General features: G+C 72.8%; 17 protein-coding genes (1 of these 17 running past the window's edge). 10 read left to right on the plus strand and 7 right to left on the minus strand.

Annotated elements, in window-relative coordinates:
• From R3E88_20865 to R3E88_20885, 5 genes are all read left to right on the plus strand, one after another.
• A protein-coding gene (locus R3E88_20865) for a lysophospholipid acyltransferase family protein (GenBank protein MEZ4218930.1) crosses the window boundary here: on the plus strand, positions 1-95 show its 3' end. Its footprint begins 670 nt before the window's first position; the window shows 95 of its 765 coding nt (coding positions 671-765); the start codon falls outside the window, past its left edge; it ends in the stop codon at positions 93-95.
• Positions 92-364: a phosphopantetheine-binding protein gene (locus R3E88_20870; protein MEZ4218931.1), complete on the plus strand. Its 273-nt coding sequence runs from the start codon at positions 92-94 to the stop codon at positions 362-364. Before R3E88_20865 ends, R3E88_20870 begins: the two co-directional genes overlap by 4 nt.
• A gap of 79 nt (positions 365-443) precedes the next feature.
• Positions 444-1,340 (plus strand): hypothetical protein, encoded by an 897-nt coding sequence (locus R3E88_20875; GenBank protein MEZ4218932.1) that lies wholly within the window; start codon positions 444-446, stop codon positions 1,338-1,340.
• Positions 1,337-2,572 (plus strand): beta-ketoacyl-ACP synthase, encoded by a 1,236-nt coding sequence (locus R3E88_20880; protein ID MEZ4218933.1) that lies wholly within the window; start codon positions 1,337-1,339, stop codon positions 2,570-2,572. Before R3E88_20875 ends, R3E88_20880 begins: the two co-directional genes overlap by 4 nt.
• Positions 2,573-2,736: 164 nt before the next feature.
• A complete protein-coding gene (locus R3E88_20885; protein ID MEZ4218934.1) occupies positions 2,737-4,698 on the plus strand; it encodes a hypothetical protein in 1,962 nt (653 codons plus the stop codon).
• Positions 4,699-4,715: 17 nt separating this feature from the next.
• Here R3E88_20885 and R3E88_20890 read toward each other — a convergent pair whose 3' ends face one another.
• Positions 4,716-5,549: a hypothetical protein gene (locus tag R3E88_20890; protein ID MEZ4218935.1), complete on the minus strand. Its 834-nt coding sequence runs from the start codon at positions 5,547-5,549 to the stop codon at positions 4,716-4,718.
• A gap of 140 nt (positions 5,550-5,689) precedes the next feature.
• On the opposite strand from R3E88_20890, the gene R3E88_20895 reads away from it, so the two are divergent.
• Positions 5,690-6,781 (plus strand): MBL fold metallo-hydrolase, encoded by a 1,092-nt coding sequence (locus R3E88_20895; GenBank protein MEZ4218936.1) that lies wholly within the window; start codon positions 5,690-5,692, stop codon positions 6,779-6,781.
• Between the two features lie 31 nt (positions 6,782-6,812).
• Here the strand turns inward: R3E88_20895 and R3E88_20900 are convergent, their stop codons facing one another.
• Positions 6,813-8,375: a PQQ-dependent sugar dehydrogenase gene (locus R3E88_20900; protein MEZ4218937.1), complete on the minus strand. Its 1,563-nt coding sequence runs from the start codon at positions 8,373-8,375 to the stop codon at positions 6,813-6,815.
• A gap of 270 nt (positions 8,376-8,645) precedes the next feature.
• Between R3E88_20900 and rplX the strand changes: the two genes are divergently transcribed.
• The 3 genes from rplX (at position 8,646) to R3E88_20915 (ending at position 9,756) form a co-directional block, all read left to right on the plus strand.
• Positions 8,646-8,996 carry a 50S ribosomal protein L24 gene (gene rplX, locus R3E88_20905; GenBank protein MEZ4218938.1) on the plus strand — a complete coding sequence of 117 codons (351 nt, stop codon included), beginning with the start codon at positions 8,646-8,648 and terminating at the stop codon, positions 8,994-8,996.
• An 87-nt stretch (positions 8,997-9,083) separates the two neighbouring features.
• On the plus strand, positions 9,084-9,254 hold the full coding sequence (gene rpmG / locus R3E88_20910) for a 50S ribosomal protein L33 (protein ID MEZ4218939.1): 171 nt from the start codon (positions 9,084-9,086) through the stop codon (positions 9,252-9,254).
• 145 nt (positions 9,255-9,399) lie between these two features.
• Entirely contained in the window at positions 9,400-9,756 is a 357-nt protein-coding gene (locus R3E88_20915; GenBank protein ID MEZ4218940.1) for a 4Fe-4S dicluster domain-containing protein, read from the plus strand.
• 16 nt (positions 9,757-9,772) lie between these two features.
• Here the strand turns inward: R3E88_20915 and R3E88_20920 are convergent, their stop codons facing one another.
• Positions 9,773-10,591 carry a shikimate dehydrogenase gene (locus R3E88_20920; GenBank protein MEZ4218941.1) on the minus strand — a complete coding sequence of 273 codons (819 nt, stop codon included), beginning with the start codon at positions 10,589-10,591 and terminating at the stop codon, positions 9,773-9,775.
• Between the two features lie 176 nt (positions 10,592-10,767).
• Here R3E88_20920 and purE point away from each other — a divergent pair, with 176 nt between their 5' ends.
• Entirely contained in the window at positions 10,768-11,232 is a 465-nt protein-coding gene (gene purE, locus R3E88_20925) for a 5-(carboxyamino)imidazole ribonucleotide mutase (protein ID MEZ4218942.1), read from the plus strand.
• Positions 11,233-11,236: 4 nt separating this feature from the next.
• Here the strand turns inward: purE and R3E88_20930 are convergent, their stop codons facing one another.
• The 4 genes from R3E88_20930 to R3E88_20945 all read right to left on the minus strand — a co-directional run bounded on the left by R3E88_20930 (position 11,237) and on the right by R3E88_20945 (position 16,997).
• Complete coding sequence (locus tag R3E88_20930; GenBank protein MEZ4218943.1) at positions 11,237-12,088, minus strand: uracil-DNA glycosylase; 852 nt, start codon at positions 12,086-12,088, stop codon at positions 11,237-11,239.
• A gap of 11 nt (positions 12,089-12,099) precedes the next feature.
• The gene (locus tag R3E88_20935; protein MEZ4218944.1) at positions 12,100-14,166 is read right to left on the minus strand and encodes a multiheme c-type cytochrome; all 2,067 of its coding nucleotides are present in this window, start codon (positions 14,164-14,166) and stop codon (positions 12,100-12,102) included.
• A 71-nt stretch (positions 14,167-14,237) separates the two neighbouring features.
• Positions 14,238-14,738 (minus strand): DnaJ domain-containing protein, encoded by a 501-nt coding sequence (locus tag R3E88_20940; GenBank protein ID MEZ4218945.1) that lies wholly within the window; start codon positions 14,736-14,738, stop codon positions 14,238-14,240.
• Positions 14,739-14,741: 3 nt separating this feature from the next.
• The gene (locus R3E88_20945) at positions 14,742-16,997 is read right to left on the minus strand and encodes an Hsp70 family protein (GenBank protein MEZ4218946.1); all 2,256 of its coding nucleotides are present in this window, start codon (positions 16,995-16,997) and stop codon (positions 14,742-14,744) included.
• Between the last annotated feature and the right edge of the window lie 214 nt (positions 16,998-17,211).

The following is a 17,211-nucleotide window of genomic DNA, read 5'->3' on the forward strand; positions in this document are numbered from 1 at the left end:
GCGAGACGGCCGAGGCGTCGCGCGGACGCGCGGCTCGGAAGCTGACCGCTCGCTACCGAGCCCACTTCGAGAAGGAACTGGGGCGTTCGGCATGACGCAGGCGAGCCCGATGACGGCGGAGCACATCCTCGACCTGATCCGGAAGATCATGGCTCGGGAGTTCGACCTCGACGCGCAGCGGGTGCTGCCCACCTCCACGCTCGAGGACCTCGACCTCGACAGCATCGATGCCGTCGACCTCGCGATCGCGGTGGAGGAGGAGCTCGGCTACCGATTCACCACCGACGACATGGAGCGCTTCGAGACGCTCGCCGACGTCGTCGACGTCATCGCGCGCTCGCGGGCGGGTGGGGCCGCCGGGTAGAGCGATGGGCGACGGCCGTCCGGGCCGCGACTGGACGCGGATTCGCGAACGCGGCTCGATGTGGGGCCTGAGGCTGACGGTGGCGTGCTACCGGGCTCTCGGGCCCGTGCTCACGCTCCCGCTCGTGTATGCCGTCGTCGCGTACTTCTTCGCGACCGATCCCACCGGCCGAGCTGCCTCGCGCCGGTTCCTCGCCCGCATCGCCGCGCGTTCCGATACCGGCGTCGGGGAATCCCCCTCCGAAGCTCGCGAGCCCGGGCTCTGGCAGAGCTTCCTCCACTATCGCGAGTTCGCGCTGTCGATCGCCGACCGGATCGGGCTCTGGGGCGGCCGCGAGGAGGATTTCGAGTTCGCCTTCAGCGGGCGCGAGCACTTCGACCGGCTCCACGCCGAAGGGCGCGGCGCCATCCTCTACGGGGCTCATCTCGGCAGCTTCGACGCGCTTCGCGTGCTCTCGGTCGCGGACGGCGTCCCCGTCAACGTGCTGATGTACACGCGGCACGCCGCGAAGATCAACGCGATCTTCCGTGAGCTCGGGCCCGGCGCCGAGCTTCGCGTGATCGCCGCCGACGACGACGCGGCGACGACGGCGCTGCGCATCAAGGCGTGCCTCGATCGCGCGGAGCACGTCGCAATCCTGGCGGATCGGGTCGAGCCGAACGACCGCCATCGCGCGCGATGGATCGAGTTCCTCGGCGCTCCTGCGCCGTTCCCCATCGCGCCGTTCGAGCTGCCGCTTCTCTTCGGCGCGCCCGCGCTCCTCGTCCTCGCGTTGCGCGACGGTCGGCGGCGCTACGCCGTCCACGTCGAGATGCTCGCGGACCCGTACTCTCCCGTGCCGCGCGCGCGCCGGCCCGAGCTCGTCGAGAAGCTCGCGCGCGGCTACGTGAGCCGGCTCGAGCACTACTGCGTGCGGGCGCCGCGCCAGTGGTTCAACTTCTACGACGTGTGGGAAGCGCGGGCGGAGGCCTCGTGAAGCGCGTCGTCGTCACGGGAACGGGTGCGATCTGCTCGCTCGGGCAGGACTGGTCGGGCGTGCGCGCAGCGTTGCGGTCCGGTCGGTCGGGGGTGTCGGCGAACGCCGCCTACGGCGCGCTCGACGGACTCCAGACGCGGCTCTCCGCACCCGTCGTCGGCTTCGAGCTTCCCGCGAGCTGGTCGCGCAAGAAGACGCGCACCATGGGGCGCGACTCCGCGATGGCGGTCCGCGCGACCGAGTGCGCGCTGCTCGACGCGGGGCTGCTCGGGAGCCCGCTCGTCAGCGATGGCTCGACGGGCATCGCATTCGGTTCCACGGCCGGGAGCCCGGCCGCGCTCGCGGCCTGGGCGGAGCGCTTCCACGCGCGTCACACGCTGAGCGGAATCGGCGCGAACGAATACATCCGCTTCATGAGCCACACGTGCGCGGCGAACATCGCGCAGTTCTTCGAGGTGCGCGGGCGCGTCCTGCCGACGTGCTCGGCCTGCACGTCCGCGAGCCAGGGCATCGGCTACGGCTACGAGGCGATCAAGCACGGCCAGCAGACGGTGATGCTCGCCGGGGGCGCCGAGGAGCTCGGCCTCATCGACGTCGCGATCTTCGACATCCTCTTCGCCGCGTCGACGCGCAACGACGAGCCGGACCGTACGCCTCGGCCGTTCGACGTCGATCGCGACGGCCTCGTGTGCTCCGAGGGCGCCTGCACGTTCGTGCTCGAGGAGCGCGAGCACGCGCTCGCGCGCGGGGCGCGCATCCACGCCGAGATCCTCGGCTTCGCGACGAACTGCGATGGCCGCCACATGACGAACCCCGACGCGGCGGGCATGGAGCGCGTGATGCGGCTCGCGCTCGACGACGCGCGGCTCGCGCCCTCCGACGTCGGGTACGTGAACGCGCACGCGACCGGGACGGACGTCGGCGACATCGCCGAGAGTCGGGCGACGGCTGCCGTCTTCGGCAACACGGTTCCCGTGAGCTCGCTCAAGGGTCACCTCGGCCACGCGCTCGGCGCCTGTGGCTCGATCGAGGCCTGGATCACGATCGAGATGCTCCGCGAGGGCTGGGTCGCGCCGACGCGCGGCCTCGAGCGGGTCGACCCGCGCTGCGGTGACCTCGACTACGTGCGCGGCGCCCCGCGCGACCTGGCCGTCTCGGTCGCCATGACGAACAACTTCGCGTTCGGTGGCGTGAACACCTCGATCCTGCTGGCGTTGCCGGACGCGTCCTGAGCGCGGCGGGCGACCCCGCCCCGGCCGGCCGAGGTGCGGCGAGGCATCGGCCGCTCCGCTCGGTGCGAGCGGCCCGAGGCCTCGAGGGGGCTCGCGGCACGCGGAGCTCCGTCCCCGAGGCGCCTGTCCGGGCCGCCGATCCAATTGCGCGTGATTCCAGTCACTTGACCACCTGCCTGCGCCTCAAGCCGGCGAGGAGAGGGGCCGATCCGGCCCGCAGATCCGATCGGTCGCGCGGCGGTCGTGCCGCGCGAGGAGGACTCGCCATCTCCCGCTCCACCACGCCTCTCGCGGTCTCGGCGCGCACGTTCTTCGCGCTCGCCTCGCTCGCGCTCCTCGCCGGCGGCTGCGCGGCCGGCCGCGCCTGGAAGGCTGCGCTCGCCGAAGATTCGGCGGCTGGCTACCACCGCTTCCTGCGCGAGTACCCGGATTCCGACTACACCGACGCCGCCCGTGAGCACCTCGACTTCCTCGCACTGCGGCGCGCTCCCACGCTCGCGACCTTCCGGGAGTTCCAGACCCGGTACCCGCAGAGCGGACTCGCAAGCGCGCTGCAGGAGCAGCTCGAACAGGTGACGTTCGAGGCGGCGCGCGCGACCGGAAGTGCGCAGGCGTATCAGGAGTTCGCTTCGGAGTTCCCGTCGAGCGCCCTCGCCCCGCGCGCGGAGGGCAATGCCATCTACCTCGGCCGGATCGCTTCCGCGCCGAGCGCATCGGCGCTGAGCGAGTTTGCCGATCGACATCCCGAGAGCGACTTCGCGGCCGAGGCGCGCCGGACCGTGGCCGCGGTGGAGGCTCGCGCGCGCGTCGCGCCGATCCGACGGGTCGGCCTCCTCGTCGAGCTCCCGGCGGACGCGCCCGAGGCGGCGCGGGTCGTCGAAGCCTTCCGCGACGCGGCCAAGGAGGCGTACTCCGTCGCACCGGCGCAGCTCGTCCTGCTCGCTTCTGCCGCGCAGGCGAAGTCCGCGGGTGTCGATGCGCTGCTGACCGTTCGCCACCGCGAGCAGAACGTCGCGACGACGGTCACGGGCTCCGTCATCGAGAAGCCCGGTGTGCAGGTCACGACGACCGTCTCGTTGGGCGTCGGAGACGAGGTCGCCTGGACGCGCGACTTCGCGATGCGCGTCGAGTCTCGCGAGCACCTGGCGGGAACGTCGGTGCTGTTCGGGAGTGCGGGGCCGCGCTTCTGGGACGAGTTCTTCCTGCCTCTCGCGACCTGGTCGTCGCGCGCCGCGGTGCGCGCGCCGATCGACATGGGTGCGCGCGCGGCGGCCGTCGACGCCCGCGGCGATCGCGCGGTCGCACTCTTCGAGGACGGCTCGTTCGAGGTGGTGCTGCTCGCGGATCCCGCCGAGCCCGTGTCGCTCGCGCGCTATGACCGCAAGGCGAGCTTCGAGCACTTCGAAGGTGTCGCGCTGCTCGGAGATCGCGTCGCCATCTTCGGCGAGGACGGGCTCGAGGTGGTCGCGCTCGCCGGCGCGGAGCCCCGGGCGACGACGCGCTGGTCGCGCGGCGACATCGGGTCGCTGACGTCGCTCGAGCCGATGGGCGAGCAGGTCTGGCTCGGCGGGGCGAAGGGACTGCTCGTCGCGCCCGCGAGCTTCGCGTCTCCGCCGCGACGCGTGCTCCGTCAGGCGATCCTCGCGATCGCACACACGGGTGATCTCCTGCTCGCCGCCGACGAGGACATGCTGCTCGTGTCGACGCCCGAGCTGCTCGCGCAGGGTCGGGTGCTGAGTCAGCTCCGCCTCGGACGCGACTTCGCGACCGAGCGCATCCGCGCCTTCGGGCACACGGTCTTCGTCGCCGGCAAGGGAGGCGTACTGGTGCTCGATGCGAGCGACGCGCGCGCTCCTCGCGCGATCGCGCGTCTGCTGCCCAAGCGCGTGGGCAGCGTGACCGACGTCGCGCGCGTCGGATCGCGCGTCTTCCTCGCGGGTGATCGCGGGGTCCAGGTGCTGGCTCCGACGCTCGATCGCGTGGTCGACGTGCTCGACACGCAGGCGGTCGAACGCGTCGCGATGCTCGGCCGCCACGTCGTCGGCGTCGGAGGTTCGCGCCTCCAGGTGGTCGACGGGCTGCCCTTCGCGGTGGCGCCGTCCGCGGCCGCGCGCGCGGCCGACTGAGCGCGGACGCCGAAGGCTCAGTCGCCCGATCGCGGGGCGAGCGAGGCGGGCGAGAGGTCGGAGCGGATCACGAGCACCTCCGGTCCCTCGGTGTACAGCGGGATGCGGTGCGCGAGGTAGTTGCCGTCCGCGTCGAGCCAGAAGTGCAGCTCGGGCAGCACGGCGTCGGGAAGCCAGCGGAGCAGCGGGCCGAGATCGGGACGGTATTCGATGTCGACCACGCGGTGGTCGCCACCGGCGTCGACACGCGGCGCCATCGACGCCGCGAAGTCGATGATGCGCGGCCCGCCGCGGCACAGGAAGAGCTGGAACTCGAGCCGCTCGAGGCCGTCGCGCGCGATCGGCGCGAACAGCAGATTGAGCACGGCGTTCGCGACGCGATCGCTCTCGGGGAGGGCGATGGTCGCGCTGTCCCCCGTGCGATTCCGCTCGCAGCGCCCCGTTCCGCGCTCGTGATCGATGACGATCGCACCGCGCGATGCGCCCTCCTCGTCGAACGACTCGATGTGCTGCGCGATCAGCCGCAACGTCCGCCCGTCGCCCCCGACGGTGAACTCCGCGTTCGCCTCGTTGCGCGCACCTCCGTCGATCGCGGTGCGCGACTTCATGCGGACGCGGCCATCCGGGTCCTTCGAGATCGACAGATGGGCGTGGCCGATCGGTCGGCCGTCCTCTGCGTACGTGATCGCGTCGAACTCCCCGAACCGCAGCGGCGCCGAGACCGCGAGCCGTGAGCGCGCGGCCGCGGGAGCGGTCGCGAACAGCGCGCCGAGCGCGCTCGCGACGAGCAGCGTGCTGAGACCGGCGCGCCCTGCGCGGGCGCGCGTCCTGGACGCGGAGGAGCCGGGCACGCGCGCGATTGTACCCATCGGGGGGAGGGAGCGAGCCGCGTACCCGTCCCGCGCTCGCGGCCGTCGCATCGTGCCGCGGCGGTCGCATCGTGCCGCGGCCCCCGCTGCCCGGACGCCGGCGGCCTCGCTATCGTGCCGCCATGGCGGTCCGGACTCCTCGAGCCGGAACCACGTTCGGCCTCGAGCGGGCACCGGTTCCTTCGCTCCCGTCGCTCCATCGCATCGTCCTGCCGACTCCCTGGGAGGTCGGCCCCGTCCAGATCTACGTCGTCGACGGCGACCCTCTCACGCTCATCGATACGGGTGTGCGCAGCGCGCCCTCGCGCGCGGCCCTGGAGAGTGCGTTCGACGCGCTCGGGCGCGGCCTCGACGAGGTGCGGCGCGTCGTCCTCACGCACTACCACGCCGACCACCTGGGCCAGGCGCAGCTCCTGCGCGAGCTCGGAGGCGACGTCGAGGTCGGCGCGCACGAGGACGAGGTCGCGATGATCGAGGGCTTCAGCGAGGAGCGCGACGAGCGTATCCACGAGAACGAGGAGCTCTTCCGCGTCTACGGCGTCGACGACGACACGCGACGGCTCCAGGAGAGCTGGGTGCGGAGCGTGATCGCCGAGTCGCCCGCGCTGTGCGCGCCGACGCGCGTCGACCGCGTGCTGCGCGACGGCGACGCGGTCGCGTTCAAGGGGTTCGAGCTGCGCGTGCACCACGCGCCCGGCCACACCATCGGGCACGTCGTGCTCGAGGAGCCGGAGTCCGGCACTCTGCTCACCGGCGATACCGTGATGGGCAACGCCGTCCCGTCGACGACGACGTACTTCACGAGCGCGCACCCCGATGCGAGCGATCCGCTGCGCCGACGCCAGCGCTTCCGCGGCCTGCCGGCCTATCTCTCGTCGCTGCGGCGCCTCCGCGCGCTCGACCCGCGCACGATCCTCCCCGCGCACGGCGGTACGCTGCGACGCCCATCGCGCGCGATCGACGACGCGCTGCTGTTCTACGACGTGCGCATCCAGCGCATCGAGCGCGGCCTGCGCAATCTCGATGCGCTCGGGCAGGACGCGACGGCCTGGGAGATCTGGCGCGCGCTGTTCCCGAAGGCCGATCCGGTGCGCGAGATGCGCAACCGCATGCTGATGGTGATCGGCGCGCTCGACGTGCTCGAGGCGAAGGGGCTCTGCGTGACCTCGTGGCGCGACGACGGCGTGCTCGTGCACCGGCACGCACACGCGTGAGCGCGCGAGGCGTCACCGTCTCCGGCACGACCTAACGAGCATCCCCCGGGCGGCCCGGCTCCGCGGTCTCCCGCGAGAGCAGGTACACGGCGAGCGCGCGTCGCTCGCTCGCATCGAGGTCGAAGACGGGCATCGGCGGCGTGGGGCTCTCGAACGAGGCCGCGAGCGCGTCGATGTCGTAGCGCGTCGAGAGGTCGTGCAGCGGCACGGACACGACGCCCGGAGCGGCGCGTTCCGCCTCGTGACAGCTCGCGCACGCGTGGCGCTCGTAGAGCGCGGCGCCGCGCGCCGAGAGCTCGGCCCGTTCCGCGGTGCCGAGCGCCGCGAGCGCGCGGGTCGCCGTCCCGGCCGCCGACGCGTCGAGCGCCCGAGGCGCGTCGCCCGCCGGCGCGGCGCGCGCGGCGCGGTCGTCGGGCGCGACGCGCCAGACGGCGCCGGCGTAGTCGTCACTCACGTAGACGGCGCCGTCGGGGCCCGGCTCGGCATCGACGGGCCGGCCGATCACTTCGCCGCCCGCCTCGAAGCCGTCGAGGAACGGGCGCTCCTCGATCGTCCCGTCGTCGCGCCAGTGGAGCGAGACGACGCGGTACCCGTCCTTGCGCGTGCGATTCCAGGAGCCGTGGAGCGCGACGAACGCCGCGCCCGCGTAGCCCGGCGGCGTCGACGCGCCGTGGGCGAAGCCGATCCCGAGCGGGGCGTTGTGCGCGCGGAACGCGTGGGCCGGCGGAATGGCGCGGGCCGCGAGGTCGGGGCGGGCGCCGCCGAAGTCGGGGTCCGCGACGCCGTCGCCGTTGACGTAGGGCCAGCCGTAGAAGCCGCCGCGCACGATGCGGTCGAGCTCGCAGGGTGGGAAGTCGTCGCCGAGGAGGTCGCGGCCGTTGTCGGTGGCGTAGAGCGCGCCCGTCGCCGGATGCCAGCCGAAGTCGACGGCGTTGCGCAGGCCCGTCGCGTAGAGCTCGTACCCGCTGCCGTCGAGCTCGTAGCGGAGCATCGCGGCGCGGCGCTCGTCCTCTTCTTCGCACACGTTGCAGCTCGAGCCGACGGTGACGTACAGGCCGCGGTCGGGCCCGATGCCGAGCGTGCGCGTCCAGTGATTGCCGCCGTCGGGCAGCCCGTCGACGAGGGTCGTCATCGCGCCCGTCGCGACGCCGCGGTCGACGTCGAAGTCGACGTGCCGAATGCGCGTGCCCTCGGCGACGTAGAGCGCGCCCTCGAAGACAGCGAGACCGTGCGGCCGGTCGAGCTCGAGGTCGAGTGCGCGCACGGCGTCGGGCCGTCCGTCGCCGTCGCGGTCGCGCTCGAGCAGCCAGACCTGGTTCGTGCGCGGCGCCGAGACGAGCAGGTCGCCCGCCGGCGTGAAGTGGAGCAGGCGCGCGCGCGGGACCGCCGCGTACAGCGAGACCTGGAAGCCGGCCGGCGCGCGGAACCGCTCGTCGACCACCGCGGCGGGGGGTACGCCGCCGCCGATCCCGAAGAGCGTGTTGAGCATCGGCGCGTTGACCGCGAAGCGCTCGGGCAGGACCCACTGGCACGCCGCGAAGGACGCGACACCGAGACACACCGCGCCGAGCGCGACGCGAGCGGCAACCCTCATTCCCACCTCCGGCGGCCTTCCGTCCGGCTGCCTTCCCCGAGGCTTCCGCTCCGCGGGCGCGGGGTGCGCCGTGCGAGCACGCGTGCCGGTGGCCCGCGCGGCGGGCGAGGGTATCGAAGCTCGCGGCGGCTTCGGGAGCGCCGCGAGCGTGCCGGCCGCGCGCGCGGAAGTCGGCGGCAGCGCGCGAAAAAAGCGCCCCGATCCCCCCGGGAGGTATTGAATTGGCCGCCGCGCTCTTGCATACATTGCGCCTCCTCGGAGGCAGATGGAATGCAGCGCATCAGGAAGGGCGACCTGGTCCAGGTCATCACGGGCGGCGACTGGGAGAAGGGCGACCCGCCGCGGCGGAAGCAGGGTCGCGTTCTCGCCGTCGACGCCCTCCGCGGGCGGGTTCGCGTCGAGGGGGTGCGCATGCAGAAGCGCCACCTCAAGCCCGGGCGCAAGGGCGCGCGACAGGGCGGCGTGCTCGAGCAGGAAGGCTTCGTCGACATCTCGAACGTGATGCTCGTCGATCCGAAGGACGGCAAGCCGTCGCGCGTGCGCATCGAGGAGCGCGACGGCGCCCGCGTGCGGGTGTTCGTTCGAAGCGGCAACGTCGTCCCCACGCCCAGCCACGGGTAACACGCGCGGCCGCGGCGCGAGCGACGGGCGAGACGCCCTCCGCCGCCTCGGTCGGTCGCGCGCAGCGAAGAAGAGAGAGAGCCGGTCATGGCGAAGAAGGGCAAGCGCGAGAAGATCAAGCTCGAGTCGAGCGAGGGCACCGGCCACTTCTACACGACGAGCAAGAACAAGACGAACACGCCTCACAAGCTCGAGTTCAAGAAGTACGATCCGGTCGCGCGCAAGCACGTGGTCTACAAGGAAGCCAAGCTCAAGTAGCCGCGCCGATCGGGCGAAGGCGCGCCGCCGCCGCCGCCGCGGGGCCGGGCCGCACGGCCTCGCACGACTCCACACCAACCGCTTCTCGCGCAGTGCGTCCCGGGAGCGCGCTGCGAACCACCTGCAGGGTTACTAGGAGGCTTCGATGACCTGGGTGATCACCCGCCTGTGCCGCGACTGCATCGACATGGCATGCGTCGAGGTCTGCCCCGTCGACTGCATCGTCCAGCACAAGAACAAGGGCGACGCCGACGGCTTCGAGAACCAGCTCTACATCGATCCCGAGGAGTGCATCAACTGCGGCGTGTGCGAGCCGGAGTGCCCCTGGGAGGCGATCTTCGAGGACGAGCAGGTGCCGGACGTCTTTGCCGAGGACGTCGCGGAGAACGCGCGCATCGTCGAGTTCCGCAACGACTTCGTGGTCCCCGAGCGCGAGGACGCCGACCCGCCGTCTCCCGAGCAGATCTCCGCGAACAAGGAGAAGTGGGGCTACGAGGCCTAGCCTCGCCTCCGATCGCTCACCCGGTCCCGGCCCGGTCGAACGCCTCGGCCATCGCGTCGAGCGGCGCATCGCGGCCCGTCCACAGGCGGATCTGCTCGGCCGCCTGCAGCACGAGCATCCACTTGCCCCCGACGGCGATCGCGCCGGCCGCCTCCGCGTCGGCGAGGAGCCGCGTGCGCGCGGGCTGGTAGACGGCGTCCATCACGACGGAGCCACGCCGGTGCGCCCCGGCCGGAACGGGCGATGCGTCGCTCCCGAGACCCACGCTCGTCGTGTTCACGAGCACGCCGAACTCGCGTCCCGCGAGCGAGGCGAGCGGGCCGGCGTCGTGCGCGCCGAGATCGCGTGCGAGCGCCTCCGCCTTCGCGGGCGTCCGGTTCAGCACCGTGACGCGCGCTCCGCGCTCGAGCAGGCCGAACGTCGCGGCGCGCGCGGTGCCGCCCGCGCCGAGCACCACGGCCTCGGCCCCGGCGAGTGAGGTCGCGCGTTCGAGCGCGCGCACGGCGCCGAGCCAGTCGGTGTTCGACCCGACGAGGCGCCCGTCGACGCGCGTCACCGTGTTGACCGCGCCGATCGCGCGCGCGGTCTCGTCGACGTCGTCGAGCAGCGGCAGCACCGCTTCCTTGTGGGGCAGCGAGACGGCGAGCTGGCGGATCCCGAGCGCGCGCGCGCCCGCGATCGCGCCGTCGAGCGCCGCCGGCGGCACGTCGAAGGCGACGTAGACGGCGTCGATCCCCATCGCCGCGAAGGCGGTGTTGTGCATCGCCGGCGAGCGCGTGTGTCCGGCCGGGTGGAGCACGATCGCGCACACGGAGGTGGCTGCGGAGATGGCCATGGGCGGCGCAGTCTAGCCGCTCGCGCGAGGCTTCCGCGGCCGCCTCGATCGCGCTATCCCCCGACGCTCCGCGCCCGACACACGCGCGGGGGTGCGCTCGCCGGCGTCGGCGAGCGGGACGCCCGCGAATCGACGGGAGGCATTCGGTGACGGCATCCGACGACGCGCGCGCGCGCGTGGCGATCCTGATGGGCAGCGCCAACGACTGGGACAAGATGAAGCCGGCGGCCGACGCGCTGGCGACGCTCGGCGTCGCGTGCGACGTGCGCGTGATCTCGGCGCATCGCACGCCGCAGCGTCACCACGATTTCGTGACGACGGCGGAGGAGCGCGGGATCGAGGTCTTCATCTGCGGGGCGGGCATGGCCGCGCACCTCGCGGGCGTGACTGCCGCGCTGACCCATCTCCCCGTGCTCGGGGTGCCGCTCGACGGCTCTGCCCTGAACGGGATGGATGCGCTCCTCTCCACGGTCCAGATGCCGGGCGGCATCCCGGTGGCCACGTTCGCAGTCGGGAAGGCGGGCGCGAAGAACGCGGGAATCTTCGCCGGGCAGATCCTCGCGGGCCGGGATGCCGACGTGCGGCGCAAGCTCGATGCGTTCCGCGCGAAGCAGACCGCCGAGGTGCCCGAGCGGCCCTGAGCGACTAACGACCCTGCGCGCGGTCGAGCGCCGCGCGCAGGTCGTTCCAGACGTGGCGCCGGTTCTCCGGCGTGTACTGCCGCAGGACGAAGGCCGGGTGGAACGTCGGCATCACGGGAATGCCGCGGTACTCCTGCCACGTCCCCCGCACGCGCGTGATCGAGACGTCGCGCCCGAGCAGCAGGCTCGTCGCCGGCTTGCCGAGCGCGACGATCACGCGCGGGGCGACGGCGTCGATCTGTCCGTCGAGGAACGGCTTGCACGCTGCGACCTCGTTCGGCAGCGGCGTGCGATTGTTCGGCGGCCGACACTTCACGATGTTGCAGATGTAGACCGAGGTGCGCGGCACGCCGAGCCCCTTCTCGATCATCTGGGTCAGCAGCTCGCCCGCGCGGCCGACGAACGGGAGGCCGCGCTCGTCCTCCGTCTGTCCGGGCCCCTCGCCCACGAACAGGATCGACGCGTCGGGCGCGCCGTCGCCGAAGACGATGTGCGTGCGGCCCTCGCAGAGCGCGCAGCGCCTGCAGTCGCCGAGCGCGGCGCGAACGGCCTCGAGGCTCGATGCGTCGACCGCGCGCGCGGGGCTCGCGGCCGTCGCACTCGGCCGCGCTCGCGTCGGATCGGCGGGCGGCGGAGGCGCGGCCGCGCGGCGCGCGGGGGGCGTCGTCGCGGGTCCGAGGCTCGCGGCGCGCCCGCTCGCGGCCGACGGGGCTGCACCGGAAGCGGCGAGCGCCGCGCGCGCCGCCTCGACGAGTGTGGCGTCGAGCTCCTCGACGCCCTCCTCCTGCCACTCCTCGGCCCAGGCGCGACCCGCGGCCACCAGCGCGAGCGCCTCTGCGCGCAGGTCGGGCTCCACGCGCGGCCCCGCTAGCGCAGCGCGGCGAGCGCGCGCGCCGCGCCGCCCTGCAGGTGTCCGTCGAGCGCCGACGTCGAGAGCGGCTTGCCCGTGCCCGCCTCGATCGTCCCGTGGCGCTGGCGCTCGATGTGCTCCTCGACGCTGAACTCGAACTTCGGATCGTTCGCGGCGTCGTGACAGCTGCCGCAGATCTGGAGGATCACGCAGGAGTCGCACTTGTCGCCGAGGCTGACGATCGTTCCGCGCTTCGGCGCCTCTGGCGCGACGTGGTTGCCGCCGCCTCCGTGGCAGGACTCGCAGCCGACGCGCGCGAGGTCCGGATGGCCGGACGGCGCCTCGCCGAGCGGGAAGCCGCCGTCGCGACCGGCGCCCGTGACGTGGCACTTCTGGCAGGCGGAATCCTCGCCGCGGCCCTGCGCGGCGAGCGAGTCGATCGCGCGCGCGTGCGGGCTCGCCGACCAGGTCGCGAACTCCGCTTCGTGACATCCCTTGCACGCGTCGGAGCCGACGATCGCCGCCGCCTTCGGGAGCACGTCGCGCGGCCCGCCGGTGTCGCGCGCGAGGCGCGCACGCTCCTCCGGCGCGAGCGCGGCGATGGCCGTGTGCGAGATCCTCGGTCGGAACGTCGCGAAGTCGAAGCCGAGCGAGTGGGTCGGGTTGTGGCAGGTCGTGCAGACGGCCTCGTAGCCGCCGCTCGCGACGTGATCGGGCGAGAGGTGGGGGCCGCCGCGCCCGTGGCACGTCTCGCAGCCGACGTCTTCGAGATGCGCGACCGGCGCCTGCATGTCGAAGCCGCCCGGAGCGCCGAAGCCGACGACGTGGCAGCTCACGCACTCGGCGTCGTGGTCGGCGCCGTGCGTGACGAGCGTGTCGAACGCGCGGGCGTGCTTCGTCAGCTCCCACGTGCGCGCCTCGAGCTCGTGGCACACGCCGCACACGTCGTTGCCCGTGTACCCGGTGCGCGAGAGCAGCATGGGCACCTTCGTGCCGGCGATCTTCGCGAGCTGCATGCGCATCATCGGCTCGTCGCGATCCGTCCAGCCCTGCGTGCGGTGTGCGATGCGGCCGTCGCGGTCGATCAGCACGATGTCGGGAACGCCGGAGAACGTTCCGTAGGCGGTGCGGACGGCGTCGTCCGGGTCGCGCAGCACCGGGAAGAAGTCGAGCTTCGCCTCGCGGAGTGCGGCGCGCACGGGGCCGGGCGCATCCACCACGGACACTCCGTAGAGCACGGGGCGCTTCGACTCCTCGATCTTCGGGAGCTCGGCCTTCAGGAACTCGAGAGCGTGGTGGCAGTGCGGGCACGTGTGCAGGAAGAACACGAGCACGATCGGCGTGCCGCGGTGCTCGGCGAGGCGGAACTCGCCCCCGTCGAGGAGCGGCGCGGTGAACACGGGCGCCTCGGGGCGCGCGAGCAGGTTCGCTGCGGCCGGCTCGCGCGCTTCGGGTAGGCGCAGTCGCTCGCGCAGCATCTTCTCGATGTGGTGGGGCGCGTCGGGCGCATCGGTCGGGAACGACGTCATGCCGAAGCCCATGTAGCCGTCGGCATCCACCGAGAGCACGAGCACCGGCGAGCGGAGCCCGAGGCGCTGCGTGATGTCGGCGTTCGAGTCGTCGAGGATCGGGAATCGCAGGCCGATCTCGTCGGCGAACGCGCGCGCCTTCTCGCGCGAGCTGCCCACGGCGACCCCGACCAGCTCGAAGTTGTGGCGCGTCTGGTCCCCCGCGATCGCGGCGATCGCGCTCGCGACCGGGCGGACGGCCTCGACCTCCGGATTGAAGAAGAACAGCACGATCCGGCCGCGGCCGAGGAGCGATCGCACCGTGAGCGGCCGGCCGTCGAGCGTCGTGCCGCCGAAGTCGGGCAGGGGGCGCTCGGCGCGCTCCGCCGCCGCGGGTGTCGCGGCGGGGCTCGCGGGCGCGGCCGTCGCGCTCGCCGCGGGCGCGTCGTCGCCGGAGCCGGCAGACGCCGCGCTCGGCGGAGACGGCTCGCAGGCCGCGATCGCGCACGCGGCGAGCGAGGCGAGGAGGAGGGGGAGGGCGGTGCGTGTCGAGGGCGAGCGGCGTCGATGCGGCACGGGCGGCAGCATACCCGCCTGCGCTCGCTTCGCCGAGCGACGCGTGCGCGGGCGAGGCCGCGCACGGTGCGTCACGCCCGGGCGCGGATCTCCTCGAGCTGCGCCTTGAAGCCCGCGTTCTGCGGCTCGAAGGTCAGCGCCATCTGGAGATTGCGCACGGCCGACTTGGCGTCGCCGCGCGCGAGGTCCTGCTGCGCCTTCTGGAAGTACTGGCGGCCCTGCGGCGTCCGGCCCTTGCGCTCCTCGGTGTGTGCGCGCTTGTGCTCGGCCTCCGCGTGCGCGAGCTGCATGCGCATCGACTCCGCGTCGCGGTCGTCGTAGGCCTTGCGTCGTCGCGGGTCGCGCAGCACGCAGTAGGCCTCGGTCACGCGCTTGCTGATGCGCTCGCACTCCTGGCGGAGGTCGTCGTCGAGCGTGCGGTTGCTGTCGGGATGGAAGACGCGCGAGCTGCGGTAGTAGGCCTTCTTGATGTCGCCCGACGACGCGCCGCGCTCGAGCTCGAGGATCTGGTAGTAGTCGAGCTCGTCGAGGATCTTCGCGAGCGCGCGGATCTCGAGGGGCGCGAGGGCCACGGCCTAGCGCTCCCCGTCGTCGCCTGCGGACAGGTCGACGTTGCCCGTGTCGAAGAGGTCTTCCTTCGACACCGGTGCGGTGTCGATCTCGATCGCGGCGTCGCCGCCGAGCGCGATCTCGGTCGCGGGCTCTTCCGGGAGACGCGGCTGCGTCGGCGCCTCGTCGACCACGACGTCGGCGAGCTCGAGGAGCTCCTCCTCGTCGATGTCGAGGTCGGCGTCGTCGCCGGCGTCGAGCCCGAGCTCGTCGTCGGCGGGCGGCGTGGCGAGATCGGCGACCGGGGCGGCGGGAGCGGTCGCGGCGGGAGGGGCCGCGGCCCTCGCGAGCGGCTCGTCGTCGACCTCGAGCTCGACCGGTCCGTCGTCGACCTCGAGGTCGCCCTCCGCACCGAAGTCGATCTGGTTGTCGCGCGAGACGACGTCCTCGAGTGCGGCCTCGGCGGTCGTCGGGCCGCGGAGCGCCGCGGCCGGCGGAACGACGACCTCGGGCTCGCCCGCGACAGCGGACTCGCGCGCGAGTGCCGGCGGCGGCTCGACGGGCGGCGCCGGCTCGAGCGCGGGTGCGCGCGACGCGTCTTCGATCTCGAGGATGTCGCTCGCGGCGTCGAGCGTCGCGAGGTCCGCATCCTCGGCCGCGGGCAGGGCGGCGGCGGCCGCGCCCGGAGCCGCGGCCGTCTGCACGCGCGCGGTCTTGTCGTTCTCGATGATCGCGTCGAGCTCGGCGTCCGAGAGGCCCGACGAAAGCGTGATGCGGGTCGACGCGCGCTGCTCGGTGTCGGGGTCGAACGCGGTGACGTTCACGATGCCGTCCGCGTTGATCTCGAAGGTGACGTCGATCGCGACGTCGCCGCGGCGCGCCTTCTTGAAGCCCGAGAACTCGAACTGGCCGAGCATCTCGTTCGCGTCGGCCTGGCGCTCGCCGCCCTGGTAGACCTTGATCTGCACCGACTCCTGGAAGTCGCGCGTCGTCGTGAAGCGCCGCGTCTGCTCGATGGGGACCGGCGTGTTGCGCTCGATCACGGGCTCGGCGAGCCCGCCCGCGACGCCGATGCGCAGGTCGAGCGGCGTGACGTCGAGCAGGAACGCGTCGTCGTTCGTCGCGGTCGCGGTGGTGCCGGTCAACGACGCCGCGTGGATGGCGGCGCCGCAGGCGACGACCTCGTCCGGGTCCACGTCGTCCTTCGGCACCTGCTGGAAGTAGTCCGCGACCGCCTGGCGGATGATCGGGAGCCGCGTCGGGCCGCCGACCAGGATCACGCCGTCGAGGTCGCGCGTCGTCAGGTCGGCCTGCTGCATGGCCTCGTCGCAGACCTTGAAGGTCCGCATCACGAGGTCCTGCACGAGCGCGGCGTACTCGGCCTGCGTCATCGTGCGCTCGAGCGAGCGCGGGACGCCGTCCTCGCCCACGGCGATGTCGGGGATGCGGATCTCGACGTGATCGTCGCGCGAGAAGGCCTTCTTCGCGTTCTCGGCCGCGACCTTGATCTTCTCGAACGCGAACGGGTCCTGGCGGAGGTTGATGCCCTCCTTGGCGACGAACTCGTCGGCGAGCAGGTCGATCAGCCGGTCGTCGAAGTCGTCGCCGCCGAGGAAGGTGTCGCCGCAGGTCGACAGGACCTCGAAGATGTCCTTGCCGATCTCGAGCACCGACACGTCGAAGGTGCCGCCGCCGAGGTCGTAGACCGCGACGCGCTGGTTGAGCCCCTTGCCGAAGCCGTAGGCGAGCGCGGCCGCGGTGGGCTCGTTCAGGATGCGGAGCACCTCGAGCCCGGCGATCTTGCCGGCGTCCTTCGTCGCCTGGCGCTGGTTGTCGTTGAAGTAGGCCGGCACCGTGATGACGGCCTTCGTGACCTCGTGACCGAGCCGCTGCTCGGCGATCTGCTTCATCTCGCGCAGCACCATCGCCGAGACTTCGGGGAGCGAGAACTCCTCCTCGCGCGCCATCACGCGCACGGTGTGCGACGGGCCCTCGACGATCTCGTACGAGCAGACCGCCTGCGCCTTCTTCACTTCCTCGGAGAAGAAGTACCGCCCGATCAGGCGCTTCGCGGAGTAGATCGTGTTCTCGGGGTCGTGGATGATGTTGGCCTTGGCGCGGTTGCCGACCTCGATCATGCCGTCGTCGTGGAAGGCGACGACGCTCGCGGTCGTGCGCTCGCCGTAGGCGTTGGCGAGCACCTCGACCTCGCCGCCGCGCGCGACCGCGACGCACGAATTGCTCGTGCCGAGGTCGATTCCGACAGCCAGCTCCGACATCACTCCTCCCCCGTGTCGCGCGCGCGTCGCGTGGCGAGGTCGGGCGCGCCGTCGATGCCGAGCGCAGGCGCGACCCTCCGGGGTGCGACCCCGGCGCCGACGGGGCTATCGGCACTTCGTGCGCAGGCCTGAACGCCGCGGCCCGCTTGCGGCGCATTCGGCGACGCGTCAGGTTCCCGCCCCGCTCGCGCCGGGCCGCACCGCGTCCGGTGCTCCC

Source organism: Myxococcota bacterium, from assembly GCA_041389495.1.
Classification (GTDB): domain Bacteria; phylum Myxococcota_A; class UBA9160; order UBA9160; family UBA4427; genus JAWKRT01.

Coding starts and splice junctions, on each gene's coding strand:
- R3E88_20870 (MEZ4218931.1), top strand. CDS start 92: ATGACGCAGGCGAGCCCGATGACGGCGGAGCACATCCTCGACCTGATC.
- R3E88_20895 (MEZ4218936.1), top strand. CDS start 5,690: ATGGCGGTCCGGACTCCTCGAGCCGGAACCACGTTCGGCCTCGAGCGG.
- R3E88_20900 (MEZ4218937.1), bottom strand. CDS start 8,375: ATGAGGGTTGCCGCTCGCGTCGCGCTCGGCGCGGTGTGTCTCGGTGTC.
- rplX (MEZ4218938.1), top strand. CDS start 8,646: ATGCAGCGCATCAGGAAGGGCGACCTGGTCCAGGTCATCACGGGCGGC.
- rpmG (MEZ4218939.1), top strand. CDS start 9,084: ATGGCGAAGAAGGGCAAGCGCGAGAAGATCAAGCTCGAGTCGAGCGAG.
- R3E88_20915 (MEZ4218940.1), top strand. CDS start 9,400: ATGACCTGGGTGATCACCCGCCTGTGCCGCGACTGCATCGACATGGCA.
- R3E88_20920 (MEZ4218941.1), bottom strand. CDS start 10,591: ATGGCCATCTCCGCAGCCACCTCCGTGTGCGCGATCGTGCTCCACCCG.